Raw genomic sequence first — 15,769 nt, 5'->3', positions numbered from 1 at the left:
TGCGTAAGTCCTATATAACTTGAGAATAAACAATGTTAAATAGTCGTCTCTTTGCTCTGTTAATTAAAGAATCCACCGAACTATTGCGAAATCGGCAACTGGTAATTTTCCTAACCATCGCACCAATTGTTTCTATGGTAATTTTCGGCTATGTCTTAAACTCCAATGTCACCCATCTACGGCTAGGCATTCTAGACCAAAATCAGGTGGCCATCAGTCGGCAATTAGTCGATGCTTTCACGGTAAATCAGGTATTTATTGCCAGTCGCCATACCAACAACCAGCAGGATTTGACTCGACAGATCGAACACGGACAAGTCGATGCTGGCTTGATGATTCCCGCTAGTTTTAGTCGCGATTTGTTGGAAACTGGCAAGTCAGAAGTTGCGGTCATAATTGATGGCATTAATGCCTATAGTTCTGGCATTGCCAAGGGTTATATTGCCCAAATTGCCACTCAATTTAACCTCAATTTAGTAGAACAATATCAACCGCTATCAACAGGATTGAAGGCTCCGGTTCAGTCGGAAATCACTTTCCGCTACAATCCCGGTACTTTGGATAGTTGGTTCTTTGTACCTGGAGTCATTGGTGCGATCGTTACTCTCAGTGCAATTCTCGCCGCCGCCGTGGAAGCAGTGCGAGAAAAAGATCAGGGAACTTTAGAGCAATTACTGATGACACCCGTGGCTTCTACGGCAATTCTGATTTCTAAAATTGTTCCTATTTCTGGTTTACTCACCATAACTTTGCTGATGTGTTTTGCTGCTGCATTTTTGGTGTTTCAACTACCATTGCGAGGTAATTTATTTTTGTTGTTGATTTTCTCGATTCTCTACATTCAAATTGGGGTTGCTATTGGGTTAGCTATTTCGACATTTTCTGAAAACAAATTACAAACGATTCTAATTGGCATCTTTTTAAACATCCCGATTATTTTATTGGGCGGTGCTGTGACGGCGGTGAATAGTATGCCTTTGCTGTTTCGTTGGATTGCGAAAATTAATCCTCTTTATCATTATCTGGTCATTTTGCGGGGGATTCTGCTTAAGGGGACTGGGTTAGAGGTTTGGTGGTTGCACGCGATCGCGATGATTTTGTTTGCCATAGCAACTCTGCTTGTAAGTGCAAATCGTTATCGGAAACAACTTAGTTAGGAAGAAGGAAGAAGGAAGAAGGAAGAAGGAAGAAGGAAGAAGGAAGAAGGAAGAAGGAACTTTTTCTAATCTATACAAGTTACTAATTCTCTGTGCCCGATTCCCAATTATCAATTGCCGATTCCCAATTCCCAATTGCCGATTCCCAATTGCCGATTCCCAATTACCAATTACCAATTACCAATTTTCGATTACCAATTACCAATTACCATGACTAATTTAACTGATTCTTCTAAGCTTTTCAGAGAAGCACAACCGATTGATGCTGTTCAACCACCTGCGGTTAAATCTTCTATAGAATCACCACCAACTGATTCTGTTCAAGCACCTGTGGTTAAATCTTCTACAGAAGCACAATCGACTGATGTTGTTCAACCACCTACGCCTAAATCTTCTACAGAAGCACAATCGACTGATGTTGTTCAACCACCTGCACCTAAATCTTCTATAGAATCACCACCGACTGATGTTGTTCAACCACCTACGCCTAAATCTTCTATAGAATCACCACCGATTGATGTTGTTCAACCACCCGCACCTAAATCTTCCGCAGAACCACCACCGACTGATTCTGTGCCACCACCTGCGCCTAAATCTTCTCACCTTTGGTTGTGGTTGCTAGTAGGAACTATCGCGATCGCAGGTATCGGTGCAGGAATTTGGTATAATTTCTTCCGTCCTAAAAACAATAACCTCATCCCTTTTAGTGGGCGCATCGAAGGCTATGAAACTGATGTCAGTACCAAAGGATCTGGTCGTGTTAAAGAGGTAACAGTTCGAGAAGGTGCAACCGTAAAGAAAGGGCAATTGTTGGTACGGTTAGATGACGAGGAATTGCAGTCAGAACTATTAGCAACTAAGTCAAATGTTGATGCCGCTAAACAACGAGAAGCAACGGCTCTTCTTCAGATTTCGGTATTAAATAGTCAGGTAGCAGATACAAAATTAAATCTCAAACAGTCTGAAGGTGATACGATCGGCAAAATCGCAGAAGCAGAAGCAATGGTGAGCACGGCACAGTCAGCCATCAAGCAGGAGCAGGCACGGGTAGCAGAAGCCAGAGCGTTGCTAAAACAGACAAAAGTCGATCGCGATCGCTTTGTGAATCTAGCCAATCTGGGTGCAGAAACTCGACAGCGCGCCGATTTAGCACAAACCGCATTTGAGACTGCCCAGGCGATGCTGGAAAGTCGTCAGGCTGGTGTAGAAGTGGCCCGTAATGCGATCGCAATTGCTCAAGGAAAATTAACCCAAGCACAAACCACAGCCCTGAATCCCGATCGCCAAACAACGAATATCGGCCGCCTCCAAACCCAGATAAATCAAGCAAAAGTCGCGCTTTTGGGAGCACAGGCAGATGTCAAAACAGCACAAGCAAATCAACAACTGATCCAGAGTCGTTTGAATAATTTAACTGTAAAAAGCCCGATCGCAGGAATCGTCACCACCCGCAGCGTGGAACCTGGAACCGTAGTGTTACCAAGTCGCCCATTGCTGCGAATAGTAGATATGAAACAAGTTTATATGCGGGGGTTTATTCCGGGAGAACAAATCGCTCGAATTCGGGTAGGACAACCTACCAAAGTCTACCTCGATAGCGATCCAAAACACGAACATCCCTTAAATGCAAAGGTGATATCTATTGATTCCAAAGCATCATTTACACCAGAAAATATCTATTTCCAAAAAGACCGCGTGGAGCAAGTATTTGGTGTGAAATTGAGCTTTGATAAACCTGGTGGTTTTGTCAAACCGGGTATGCCTGTAGATGCCGAAATTCAGTTGAAAAAGTAAGATGTAAGTCACATCTTGCACGATTGTCAAGAACAGGCAAGATGCCTGTTCCACAAAAAGTGAATTTTCTTGTGGGGTGGGCTTCTAGCCCGCCCATAAAGAGCTTATTGACATTGCTGTAATATCTCAGATGTAAGAAATTATGAGCGATCGCAAACAACCAGAATCAGCCTTGGATCGAGAGCGTTGCGAAGTCCTGCAACAGTGGGAAGATTGGGTAGAAACGCCGATGCTGGTGCTGAGTTTTGCCTGGTTGGGACTGTTTATCGTCGAGCTAGTTTGGGGACTGAATTCTTTACTAGAGGCGATCGGGACTACTATTTGGATCGCCTTTATCCTGGATTTTGGCATCAAATTTGTGCTAGCTCCTCGCAAACTTTCTTACCTGAAGCACAACTGGTTAATCGCCTTGTCACTATTGATTCCAGCGTTGCGAATCTTTCGGATTTTGCGAGTTATCCAGCCTTTGCGATCGATTCATGCGGTGCGAGGATTCCAGTTAGTTCGTTTGACAATCCGTACCAGTCGGGGAATGCGATTGCTCTCTGCCAGTTTTCAGCGCCGAGGATTTGGCTATGTGGTGGCGTTAACTGCGATCGTCACTTTAATTGGAGCGGCTGGAATGTATGCGTTTGAGCGCAAACTTCCTGATGGTACTGGTGGTATTACTGACTATGCTACGGCGCTGTGGTGGACGGCAATGCTGATGACTACGATCGGCTCTGATTACTTCCCGAAAACGGCGGAAGGGCGGGTGCTATGCTTTTTGCTGGGGTTGTATGCGATCGCAGTATGCGGCTATTTGACGGCAACACTGGCAACATTTTTTGTGAGTCAGGATGCGGAAAATGAGCAAGCAGAAATAGCAAGTGCAAAATCAATTCAAGCTCTGCAAACAGAAATTAGCGCACTACGAACAGAGATTCAAGCCTTAACACGACAAAATTTAGATCGTTGAATTGCTGAGAATGATATAAATTCAACCCTGCTTTCATAAAAAATATTCCTTAAGAACAATACCTTTGCTAATTTTAAAGAGTAGGATAGCTAAGGTAGCATAATGTATGCACAAAAATATAAATTATTGCGATTCTGTCTAAGCTTTCTTCACAGTTTCCTCACCTTTGTTGAATATCATAAAATATAGTCCAGATTCTTTTTATTGATGAGATAAACTTTATGAAATGGCAACAATTAATTCTAGCTTTCCTAGCCACGATTTGCTTGATATTTGCAGGCAATGCCCTGGCGCAGACTGATATCAATATCAACAATACTAACCTGATTCGCTTTGGTGGAAATATCATCGTAGCAGAGAATCAAGTTGTCGAAAATGCCCATGCTTTTGGGGGAAGCGTTACGGTTTCTCCTAATGCCAGAGTTTTGGATACTGCGATGGCGTTTGGCGGGGATGTCATCCTGAAAAAAGGAGCGCGGGTGGAGGGTGATGCTTACTCCTTTGGTGGCAAAATCGTGCAGGAACCAGGTGCGATCGTTAGTGGTGAACGTGCTACATTTAGCGATCGACATGGCATGATGTATGGCTCTAATCGCGGCAGAAGTAGCTTCTTTGGTCAGTATTTCTTCAGTGCCCTTTTTAGAATTTGTTCCGCAGTAGTAGCAGCTATTTTAGGACTGATTATTTTGCATAGCAGCCCACAATTCCTACCGAATTTGGCGGCACAATTGCGTCAAAGTCCCGGTTTGACAGCTTTATGGGGGATTGGGGCGACTGTTTCCTTTGTTTTCGCCACGGTGTTTCTCGCGATTACGCTGATTGGGATTCCCCTGATTCCACTCCTGATTTTGACTGCGGTTGTCACGGCCCTAGTCGGCTCATTAGGCGTAGCGCTTTTTGTCGGTCAACGTGTAGTTGGTAAGGGCGATCGATCTTTGCAGCAGCAGTTTTTGGTCGGTTTGGCAATTCTAACTATTCTGACACTAATTCCATTTTTCGGAGGGTTAGTAGTTTCCCTGATCAATCTGTTCGGATTAGGTGTCATCTTACTGTGGCAATTTGGTAGAGAAAAACCCCAAATAGCTATTTCTTGAGTAGGTGAGTAGAAATTTTCATAATTCAACTTCAGGAGAAATCTATGATATTTGGAAAGTCGATTCAGACCATATTAATCGGACTTGCTATCTGGTTTTGCATCTTAGTTGGAGTTGGGCAAAATTCAGCTATTGCCGCCATTCGCCAACTAGAGGAAGCACCAGGACAGATGGTTTATCAATCGAGGCAAACCCTCATAGATCAGCATGGCAATTACTGGCAAGCGATCGCCTTTAAACGCATCAGCCCAGATAACCAGACGAGTTTCGATCTGCGGTTGGTGGGTTTTCCTGGAGTGACGAAGATCGATCGCACTCAACCTCTAACTCTGACTGATTCCCTAGGAAAAACACTCACAGCTACCGAAGCTTCTAGTGATATTTTCACCGAGGGGGCCGTTCCCGAACCCAACGTCGGACAGTATAACCTCCAGCCATTATTACCGCAGTTGCAGGCGGAGATTCCTCTGAAATTATCATTACCAACTATCGATGGTGAACCTGTTAGCTTGTCAGTCCCACCATCTTTAGTCGAAGAATGGCAGGCTGTTGGCAGTTATAAATCACCATAAAATCTAGGTAAATATTATGTGGATTAAGTGGACTACAATTATTGTTTTTTCAATTTTCCTAAGCTTGGGAATGGCTATCATTTATGCTGGCTATCGATGGCAGTCAGATACCGATCGCCTACGAGCAAAATTAACAAATGGACGGCGAACAATTAAGCCCAAAATCTATGACCAGAAAGAGCTTGAAGGCTTGCCAGCCCCCGTACAGCGATTTTTTCGGACAGTTCTTAAGGACGGACAAGCGATCGCCTCTGCGGTCAAACTCTCTCAGCAAGGACTGTTCAATATGAATGAAATGGAGGATAAGTGGAGTCCGTTTACTGCGACTCAACTTGCGATCGCTCAACGTCCGGGTTTTGATTGGGATGCACGCATCCAGATGGCACCAGGAGTTAATGCCTTTGTTCATGATACCTATCTGTTAGGAGAAGGCAGTTTACACGCATCATTACTCGGTCTTTTTACCGTTGCTGATGTGGGCGGTACTCCTGAAGCTAACCAAGGTGAATTATTGCGGTTCTTTGCTGAGACTCCTTGGTATCCGACTGCACTATTACCGAGTCAAGGTGTGCGCTGGGATGCGATCGACGATACATCTGCGCGCGCTACTTTGACGGATGGCGCAACAACTGTCTCCCTAGTATTTAAGTTTAATGCTGAAGGTGCGATCGCGACTTGTCGGGCTGAAGCTCGTTATCGCGATAAGCTGACTGCGATGCCTTGGTGCGGCCGATTTGGGGAATATTCAGTTCGCAATGGGATGCTGATTCCTTTAGAAGGCGAGGTGGGATGGGAGTATCCAGAAGGCATTCGGCTCTATTTTAAAGGAAGAATTACAGAGATTGACTATGAGTTCGCATCGTGAGCAACTAAATCAATTTATGTAAATTTTACTTTAAACCAATGGAGACAAAACAATGAAAACAAAACGATACTGGTTGCTATCATGTTTAGTAGCTTTGAGCATATTCTCAGGCTGCTATTTCAATATTGGTAATAACGGGGTTAGAGGCTCCGGAATCGTCAAAATCGCATCCCAAGAAGTGGCTGGATTCTCATCGATTTACTTTAAATCTGTGGGCATGGTCAAGGTACAGCAAACGGGAAAAGAATCCCTCACAATTAGCGCTGAGGACAACATCTTGCCCCTCCTAGAGGGTCGTGTAGCCGATCGCACCCTGTATCTCGGCACTGTCAACGATGCCGCCATCAATCCCAGCAAACCCATTGAGTTCGTCGTGGAAGTCAAAAGCCTAGAAGGCTTGCACCTGAACGGTGTCGGCAGTATTGAGGCAAAGGGTATCCAAAGCAAGCGGTTGTCGGTTTCTCTGGATGGAGTGGGTAGCATGGCGATCGCAGGTAGCGCCGATGTACTCGATCTAACCCTTTCCGGGGTCGGAGGCTTCCAGGGCGAGGAGTTCAAGACTAAGCAGGCTACCGTTCGGAACAGTGGCGTGGGGAGCGCTGTGGTTAATGTGAGCGAGCAATTGAACGCATCTGTATCCGGCGTGGGGGCGATCGAGTATGTCGGTTCTCCCCAAGTCCGGGAGTCTGTGGAGGGTTTGGGAAAAATCAAAAAACGGTAGCTTTTCGCAAGTCGCAAATTGATTTGGCTTCAGCATTCTGAACCTTTATCAAAACTATGCCTTAAGAAGAATACTTTCGTCAATTTTAAAGAGTAAGCTAATAACAAAATTACATTTATCCTGTGGCTTATACCAGTTTTTTATGAGGCTGCATAGAATTCCGATCGCCCCTAGTCCCCCTTAGGTCGGGGGGGATAGGAAGCGCTCAAAGTCCCCCTTCTTAAGGGGGATTTAGGGGGATCGAGATATATGCAACGACCCATTAAATTGGTATTAGTAAAAACTATAAGTCTCAAAGAATAGCGAACAAAGGAGCTCCAATGACAACAAAAACAGGGCTGTGGATTGACCATCGGAAGGCTAGTATTCTGACTATTACTGAGAAAGGGGAAGAGACGAAACAGATAGTATCGGAGGCAGAAAAACAGCCTAGGCGATCGGGTGATTCACCGCTTAAGGGTAGCTATGAATCATATCAAGTACCCGCAGATGATAGTCGCCAGAGATATTTTACTGGAGAACTCAATATTTACTACGATGAGGTGATTGCGTTGATTTGTGATGCAGAGTATATTCTGATATTTGGGCCTGGTGAGGCAAAGGATGAACTAAAAAAACGTCTTGAATCAAATAACCTCGGTGGACGTATCGTCGGTATTGAGACAGTTGACAAGATGACGGACAATCAAATCGCGGCCAAGATTCGACAGCACTTTGCCGAGTAGCGTTAGATCGCAAAAATATTCAGCCAAAATTCAATGCGCGATCGACAAAGATTTGTGTAAGTAATTCAATTCAATTCATACCTCTTAAGTAAGTAGACGCTAATAAAACAAAGTATGTTAAGTAATTTGACAATTACTGAGATTGGTTCGTAGTGAGGGCTTTAGCCCTTTTTTACAGGGCTAAAGCCCTCACTACAAACCTTGAATTATTTACACCGACTTACTTACTACATTTAGACCATAAACTCATGGAAACCAGAGAAGATACATTGTTCGATCGCACATTCCGGGACAGCGAAGGCAAAATTGTCATAGCTCAGCCGCCAAATCTACCACTCATCGTCTGGATTGTAGCTAGTTTATTAAAGCTCATTTTTACAACAGGCAAAATTCATTTAGGGTTGGATTTAGTAGCTTTTGGTGTCTTATTTACTTGGGCTTGGGAAGAACTGTTTCAAGGCGTTAACTACTTTCGTCGAGCATTAGGTCTAATTGTGCTTGTCGGTCTGATTGCGTCAAAAATTCAATAAGTAGACAAGCATGAATAAACTCAACATCGTGGAGTACAAGCATAATGATATCTGCGACAACTCATAAAACCAACACATATCATGTCATCTTAATTTGTGGGGCGGCTGCTCTCGGTGGCTTTTTATTTGGTTTTGATACTGCTGTAGTCAATGGCGCAATTATAGCCCTAACAAAAGCGTTTAATGCCGGTAGCTGGTTGACGGGTTTGGCAGTATCTCTGGCTTTGTTAGGCTCTGCGCTGGGAGCCTTCTGTGCTGGACAAATTGCCGATCGTTATGGTCGAGTTAAAGCAATGCTAATTGCCGCAGGATTATTTACGATCGGCGCTCTTGGATCGGGATTTGCCTTCGGCATTTGGGACTTTATCTTTTGGCGATTACTGGGGGGGATTGCAGTTGGTATTGCTAGCGTCATTGCACCAGCTTACATTGCCGAATGCTCCCCCGCTGAGATGCGCGGCAGGCTCGGATCGCTCCAGCAATTGGCGATCGTCCTGGGAATCTTCATTGCGCTATTAAGTGACTATTCTATTGCTGCATTGGCGGGTTCGGCAGAACTACCATTTTTGTTTGGGATAACTGCTTGGCGCTGGATGTTTTTAACCGCAGCTATTCCAGCCGTGATTTATGGCATGGCTGCGTTGGCAATTCCTGAATCTCCGCGCTATTTAATAGCTCAAGGACGAGAACAGGAAGCTGCTATTATTCTGACAAAAATTGTAGATGGTAATGTCTCCTCAAAAATCGCAGACATTCGGCAAACTATTTTGAAAGACCGCAAGCCTAACTTGTCTGACCTTTTTGGAAAAAGTGGCAGACTATTACCAATTGTTTGGATCGGCATAGGTCTATCAGTATTGCAGCAGTTTGTTGGTATCAATGTAATTTTTTACTACAGCAGCGTTTTGTGGCGGGCTGTTGGTTTTTCCGAACAAGATTCTCTCAAACTCACGATAATTACAGGTGCAGTTAACATTATAACGACGTTGATTGCAATTACTTTTATCGATAAGTTTGGTCGCAAACCTTTGCTGCTTGTAGGGTCGATCGGCATGACGGTAACTTTAGGTACATTGACCGTTATTTTCGGGAATGCCGCCTTAGATACCTCTGGCAATCCAACCCTAATTGGTTCTGCTGGCATCATCGCCCTTCTAGCAGCCAACCTGTATGTATTTTGTTTCGGTTTTTCCTGGGGCCCTGTGGTTTGGGTACTTTTGGGCGAAATCTTTAATAACAAAATTCGGACATCAGCACTATCCATCGCCGCAGCAGTACAGTGGATTGCAAATTTTGTCGTCTCTACAACCTTTCCTCCGCTATTAAAATATTTTGGACTGGGTGCGGCCTACGGTGTTTACACAATATCGGCAGCAATCTCAATCTTTTTTGTTGCCTTTTTTATTAAGGAAACCAAAGGAATGGAACTCGAACAAATGTAATCTTTGGCATACCAGAGGACTGATCGTGATTACTACAATTGACAACTTCACCAAACAAATTCTTGACAATTTGGAACCTGCTACGACAATCTTCTTAGCAATGGCGAGGATGGAAGAAACACAAAAACCAACCTTGTCAGCTATTTCTAGCAGACTAGATGCAGAAGTCGCTGCGGGAAGTACAGAGAAGTCAGACAATATTCAACCAAAATTATCGGGGATTAATTGACATGAATAACGAATCTAATGCTTATCTGTTGGGTGGTGGTATCGGCTCTTTGGCAGCCGCAGCCTTTATGATTCGCGACGGCGGATTCCCTGGCAAAAATATTTTTATCCTAGAAGCAAAGCCCATGTTAGGTGGGAGTTTGGATGGAGCCGGGAACCCTGTAAACGGTTATTCGCTGCGGGGAGGACGAATGGTAACAACCGATAATTACGAGTGCACTTGGGATCTTTATAAGTCAATACCTTCCCTGAGTTCACCCGGCAAAACGGTATTTGATGAAACTATGGAGTTCAATGAGCAGCACAAGTCAAATTCTATGGCGCGTCTAGTTGACAGCCGTCGTGGGAAAGTCCCCGTGAGTTCGATGGGCTTTTCTATGCAAAATCGTGAGGAATTGCTGAAACTCACCTTGGCTGATGAAAATGATTTGGGCACTAGCTGTATCACAGATTGGCTTTCTCCTGAATTTTTTGACACTGAATTCTGGTATATGTGGGCGACTACATTTGCATTCCAGCCGTGGCATAGTGCCGTTGAATTCAAGCGTTATTTGCATCGCTTTATGCTCGAATTCTCTCGTATTGAAACCCTCGGTGGGGTGAAGCGAACTATCTACAATCAGTACGATTCATTGGTTCGTCCATTGCAGAATTGGCTCGCAGCTCAAGATGTTAATTTTATCCTAGATTGCAAGGTGACGGATCTTGTTGGTGGAGTCTCTCAGAACGAGAATCACAACATCGAAGAGAGCAAGTTTGTAGTGACAGGCATTCATTATCAACAAAATGGTGAAAGCAAAACGATCGCAGTTAAAGACAGGGATCTGGTTTTTCTACAAAACGGATCTATGACAGATGCCTCAAGTTTGGGATCGATGACAGGTGCACCCAAAAAGCTGACTAAACAGGACTGCGACAGTTGGAATTTGTGGGAAAAATTGGCGGCACAAAGCCCAGATTTTGGGAATCCTGCTGCTTTCAACAGTAGCATTGCAGAGTCTCTCTGGGAGTCTTTTACAGTCACATTGAAAAACCCTGCATTCTTCGATAAAATTGCCAAATTTAGTGGCAATCAAGCGGGCACTGGAGGGCTGATCACGTTTAAAGACTCAAACTGGCTGATGTCGATCGTCCTTGCGTATCAACCCCACTTCATAAATCAGCCTGCTGACGTACAGGTTTTCTGGGGATATGCCCTTTTTCCCGATCGCGTGGGCGATTTCGTTCCCAAGCCGATGAGCGATTGCAATGGTGCAGAAATTCTGCGAGAGCTCTGTGGCCATCTGCGATTTGATTTGGATACCGTGGAATCGGCAAACTGCATTCCTTGCCGGATGCCGTACATTACGAGTATGTTTATGCCTCGTTTACGCACGGATCGACCGTTACCGATTCCTCGTAGCTCGAAGAATCTAGCTTTCATCAGCCAGTTTGTCGAAATTCCTGATGATGTTGTTTTCACGGTTGAGTATTCGGTGCGAGTTGCTCAAATGGCGGTATATCAATTCCTAGGTATCGATCGGCCGATTCCACCAATTTCGCCTCATGACAAGTCACTGCGAGTACAGTTTGAGGCTTTAGTTAAAGCGTTTAAATGAGTTTTGTCTAAGTAGATATAGCGATCGTAAATCATTTGTGAATTTCTTGCTCCCTCCCCTGATTCATGGGGAGGGCTGGGGTGGGGTTAAAAATTTACGATTCATTTAGGATCGCTATAGGGAGATGGGCTTTAGAAATTTTCATAGTTTGGTGGCTGCTGCTGCTTTTGTGCGAACAAGGTTGCTTGCGAAAAATTAAAAATTAGGTATAAAATCATGAATCCACAGTCCACATTTTGGAGCTTGTCCACAGAGCAGGTGCTTCAGCAGACGCACTCTACAGCCGCAGGATTAACCCGTGCTGATGCGTCACAACGCCTGAGCCAGTACGGCGCAAACAGCCTCAAACAAACACACAAATCGAGCGCATTCGTGCTGTTGCTCAATCAGTTCAAGAGTCCGATTATCGTGATTCTGATTTTGGCGGCGCTGCTCTCGATTTTTCTCAAAGATGCCCTAGATGCCATCATGATTTTGACGATCGTTATCATCAGTGGATTGTTAGGATTTTGGCAAGAGCGAGGAGCGTCCAACGCTGTCGAAAAACTATTAGCTTTAGTGCAAGTTAAAGCCACTGTGTTGAGGGATGGTCAATCTCAAGAAATCCCCAATGAGGAAGTAGTGCCGGGGGACATTGTGGTGCTTTGTGCGGGTAAAAATATTCCCGGCGACTGTCTAGTTTTAGAGTCAAAAGATTTATCTGTTAATGAAGCAGCACTGACAGGAGAAACCTATCCGGTTGACAAATTAAATGGTGTATTGCCCGCTGAAACTGGACTAAATCAACGCACCAATTCCCTTTATATGGGAACTAATGTGATTAGTGGAACGGGGAAAGCAGTAGTTGTTCATACTGGCAAAGATACTGAATTTGGCAAGGTATCGGAACGTCTAAAACTAAGACCTCCCGAAACGGATTTTGAACATGGACTGAGCAAATTTGGCTACTTTTTGATGGAAGTAACGCTCGTTTTAGTCGCTCTAATTTTTGCCGCCAATGTCTACCTGCATCGCCCTGTGCTGGAATCCTTTATGTTTTCTCTAGCGCTGGCGGTGGGTTTGACTCCTCAATTGTTGCCAGCTATCGTCAGCGTTAACCTGGCGCGCGGTGCCCAGACAATGGCGAAAAAGCGGGTGATTGTGAAGCGCTTACCTGCGATCGAGAATTTTGGCAGTATGAATGTATTTTGCACCGATAAAACGGGGACGCTGACGGAAGGAGAGGTGAAAATTCATTCTGCGGTTGATGTCGAGGGGAAAGATAGCGATCGCGTTTTACTTTATGCTTATTTGAACGCCGCCTCTGAATCTGGTTACGTGAATCCGATCGACAAAGCGATTCGCGAATACAAAACCTTCGACATTTCGGGTTATCAAAAACTAGATGAAGTCCCCTATGATTTCAACCGCAAACGTCTCAGCATTCTGTTCAAAAAAGACAGTACGCATTTAATTATTACGAAAGGCGCGCTGAAAAATATTTTGGATGTTTGCTCAACCGTTGAAACTGCGGAAGGAAAAACGATCGATATTACAAACGAGCGACAAAAACTCCACCAACAAGCGGAAGATTTGGGTAGTAAAGGATTTAGAGCCTTGGGTGTGGCTTATCGGGATTGCGAGCGCGATTCCTTCAGCAAAGATGATGAAACCAACATGACATTTCTCGGCTACATTGCGCTCTTCGATCCGCCCAAACCTGGCATCGCTGACACCCTCAAAGAGTTGGAAATGTTGGGAATTACTCCGAAGATGATTACTGGAGATAGTAAGGCGGTTGCTATGAGTATTGTTGAGCAGGTAGGACTATCTGAACCAAAGGCTTTAACAGGTTCTGAACTAGAAAAGCTCAGTGATGAAGCCTTGATGCACCGAGTACAAAATACAAATGTTTTTGCCGAGGTAGAACCAAACCAAAAAGAGCGGATTATCATCGCCCTCAAAAAAGCGGGGAATGTGGTTGGATATCTAGGAGATGGCATTAACGATGCTTCTGCGCTTCATGCTGCTGATGTTGGTATTTCGGTAGAAAGTGCTGTGGATGTGGCGAAGGAAGCTGCTGATATTGTGTTGATGGAAAAGGATTTGAATGTCCTGATCGAAGGTGTTAAGGAAGGACGAATTACCTTTGCTAACACTTTAAAATATGTGTTTATGGCAACTAGCGCTAATTTTGGTAATATGTTTAGCATGGCGGGAATTTCTCTATTTCTGCCCTTTTTGCCTCTGTTACCCAGTCAGATTTTGCTGACGAACTTATTAACTGATTTCCCGGAATTGACGATCGCAACCGATCGCGTAGACAAGGAATTAGTCAGCAAACCGCGCCGGATGGATATCAAGTTTATCCGCAACTTCATGATTGTGTTTGGTTTGCTGAGTTCCATCTTTGATTACCTGACGTTTGGGGCGCTGCTGTTGCTGCTACACGCGCAACCACAACAGTTTAGAACCGGCTGGTTTTTGGAGTCTGTCATCTCGGCTTCGATGGTTGTGCTGGTCGTTCGTACTCGCAAATCTATTTTCGACAGTAAACCGGGGAAATACTTGTTGATGGCGACGCTGGCTACCGTAGGAGTGACGATCGTCATTCCCTGGACACCTTTGGGAAGGCTGCTGGGGTTTCAACCGTTGCCGTTGAGTTTTGTGTTGGTGCTGGGTGCGATCGTCCTGTTGTACGTTACGGCGGCTGAGAATGTGAAACGAGTGTTTTATCAACGAGTGAAATTTTAGTCGTTAAGGCGCAAAACTTAGGCATGAAAAATCAATAACTTAATGAATCGTTAGATATAATTAAAAACAGAGATAGCTTACTTATTTGACCAAAACCGAGTTCAAATTGCAACTTTTTCTAGCGAAATGTGGTATATGTTTTTAGACAAAAATTAGGTTTAAATTAGGAAGTGCGATCGCCCATAAGTCAGTAATCACCCAAGAATGGCAAAATACTTTGATTCAATCGCGTAGGGGCGATCGTACTTTCAACAGTTCTGAATACAGAAACTTAGTTGCTTAAAATAATACAATACGCTTGGGTTAAGACAGATTCGCCTAAGCCCCATTCAAAAAAGGCGGGGACAAGAATCCGCTCAAAGTTCCCCTTGTTAAACGGGATTTAGCACCGTGGTTTTATAGTAATCATAGAAATAGGTACGTAGTTGGGCTTCAGCCCTCTTTAGACATATAGATAAAGAGGCTGAAGCCCAACTACGTACCTTTATTAATATGAGAGTTGCGTCTGGGACGCTAACCGACTTTTGAGCGATGCTTTCGGTAGTTTCAGATTTCTTTTCCCAGAATAAAACTACCCTGCTTCAGAAGGGGAATGCGCGGGGAATCTGGACTCGGATAAAAGCGAGATGATTCAATCGTTTCAGACTTAAGTTGAGACCAATACTTACTACCTAGCCCAGTCAGTACCGCGCCATATCGTGAAAAACAAGACGCTAGAAATCAACGCGCCCAGCAGCCACTTAACAGCATTTTTAAATAACCCCATGCGCTGATTTGACTGCACCGTGGCCCTTTGCGCCTGCAAGCGTTCCTTAGCCGGAGTAATTCTCGAAAGAATTTGGCTTTTCAATTCCTGCGGGTTTTGCGTATTCGCTTGCACTCCCAAACGGCTAAGTTCCCCAGCCAAAGTCTTTAAATCTTCAGGAGTACCCTTATTCAGCCGTTCTTCTACTTGCTGCAATTGAGCTAATTGTTGGTCGGCTTGAGTAGTAATTTGCTTGTCATTTTGGTTGTTGACATAGATAGTGCCAAAAATTCCCAAGGGCATCATCAACAGAAAAATCACCGCCAGCAGCAGGCAAACCCAAGACAAAACTTTCAAAAGAATGTTTTCCAAACTTCTGCGGTCATATCCTTCGCCAAAAAATATCAGCGCCATTGCCAATAGAGGAACTGGTACCCGTTCGACTATAGCCCCAATTGTCTGCAATTCCCAGACGCGATTGCCAAAATTTGCTGGCAGAAAAACTGCGATCGTATCTAATAAAGATAGAATTAATAGACCGTAGCCAATCCAACGCAGCCTGTAGATAGAAAAACCTTGCTCGCTTTGTACGTCATTCATAAGACAA

Annotated in this window: 14 protein-coding genes; 13 read left to right on the top strand and 1 reads right to left on the bottom strand. The window is 44.3% G+C overall.

Annotated features, from left to right (window positions below; translation table 11 throughout):
* Positions 1-32: 32 nt before the first annotated feature.
* The 13 genes from QZ938_RS07260 (at position 33) to mgtA (ending at position 14,417) form a co-directional block, all read left to right on the top strand.
* Positions 33-1,157, top strand: a complete 1,125-nt coding sequence (locus tag QZ938_RS07260; protein WP_293156315.1) for an ABC transporter permease — start codon at positions 33-35, stop codon at positions 1,155-1,157.
* A 114-nt stretch (positions 1,158-1,271) separates the two neighbouring features.
* Positions 1,272-2,951, top strand: a complete 1,680-nt coding sequence (locus QZ938_RS07255; RefSeq protein WP_293348147.1) for an HlyD family efflux transporter periplasmic adaptor subunit — start codon at positions 1,272-1,274, stop codon at positions 2,949-2,951.
* Positions 2,952-3,093: 142 nt separating this feature from the next.
* Positions 3,094-3,909 (top strand): potassium channel family protein, encoded by an 816-nt coding sequence (locus QZ938_RS07250; RefSeq protein ID WP_293348149.1) that lies wholly within the window; start codon positions 3,094-3,096, stop codon positions 3,907-3,909.
* A gap of 221 nt (positions 3,910-4,130) precedes the next feature.
* Positions 4,131-5,003: a hypothetical protein gene (locus QZ938_RS07245; protein ID WP_293348152.1), complete on the top strand. Its 873-nt coding sequence runs from the start codon at positions 4,131-4,133 to the stop codon at positions 5,001-5,003.
* Positions 5,004-5,047: 44 nt separating this feature from the next.
* On the top strand, positions 5,048-5,575 hold the full coding sequence (locus tag QZ938_RS07240; protein WP_293348155.1) for a DUF3122 domain-containing protein: 528 nt from the start codon (positions 5,048-5,050) through the stop codon (positions 5,573-5,575).
* A 70-nt stretch (positions 5,576-5,645) separates the two neighbouring features.
* A complete protein-coding gene (locus tag QZ938_RS07235) occupies positions 5,646-6,440 on the top strand; it encodes a DUF6544 family protein (RefSeq protein WP_293348159.1) in 795 nt (264 codons plus the stop codon).
* 52 nt (positions 6,441-6,492) lie between these two features.
* On the top strand, positions 6,493-7,161 hold the full coding sequence (locus QZ938_RS07230) for a DUF2807 domain-containing protein (protein WP_293348162.1): 669 nt from the start codon (positions 6,493-6,495) through the stop codon (positions 7,159-7,161).
* 320 nt (positions 7,162-7,481) lie between these two features.
* Positions 7,482-7,886: a hypothetical protein gene (locus QZ938_RS07225; RefSeq protein WP_293348165.1), complete on the top strand. Its 405-nt coding sequence runs from the start codon at positions 7,482-7,484 to the stop codon at positions 7,884-7,886.
* A 248-nt stretch (positions 7,887-8,134) separates the two neighbouring features.
* Complete coding sequence (locus tag QZ938_RS07220; protein WP_293156338.1) at positions 8,135-8,416, top strand: hypothetical protein; 282 nt, start codon at positions 8,135-8,137, stop codon at positions 8,414-8,416.
* A 44-nt stretch (positions 8,417-8,460) separates the two neighbouring features.
* Entirely contained in the window at positions 8,461-9,858 is a 1,398-nt protein-coding gene (locus tag QZ938_RS07215; RefSeq protein ID WP_293348168.1) for a sugar porter family MFS transporter, read from the top strand.
* Between the two features lie 25 nt (positions 9,859-9,883).
* Positions 9,884-10,087 (top strand): hypothetical protein, encoded by a 204-nt coding sequence (locus QZ938_RS07210; RefSeq protein WP_293348171.1) that lies wholly within the window; start codon positions 9,884-9,886, stop codon positions 10,085-10,087.
* Between the two features lies 1 nt (position 10,088).
* Positions 10,089-11,684: an oleate hydratase gene (locus QZ938_RS07205; protein ID WP_293348174.1), complete on the top strand. Its 1,596-nt coding sequence runs from the start codon at positions 10,089-10,091 to the stop codon at positions 11,682-11,684.
* Positions 11,685-11,900: 216 nt separating this feature from the next.
* A complete protein-coding gene (gene mgtA / locus QZ938_RS07200) occupies positions 11,901-14,417 on the top strand; it encodes a magnesium-translocating P-type ATPase (protein WP_293348177.1) in 2,517 nt (838 codons plus the stop codon).
* Between the two features lie 667 nt (positions 14,418-15,084).
* On the opposite strand, the gene QZ938_RS07195 is transcribed toward mgtA, so the two are convergent.
* Complete coding sequence (locus QZ938_RS07195; RefSeq protein ID WP_293331224.1) at positions 15,085-15,762, bottom strand: HpsJ family protein; 678 nt, start codon at positions 15,760-15,762, stop codon at positions 15,085-15,087.
* Between the last annotated feature and the right edge of the window lie 7 nt (positions 15,763-15,769).

Origin of the sequence: Microcoleus sp. CAWBG27, from assembly GCF_020883145.1 — a bacterium.
Taxonomy (GTDB): Bacteria; Cyanobacteriota; Cyanobacteriia; order Cyanobacteriales; family Microcoleaceae; genus Microcoleus.
Note: the sequence above shows the minus strand (reverse complement) of the source record. Positions and strands in the feature narration are given on the sequence as shown.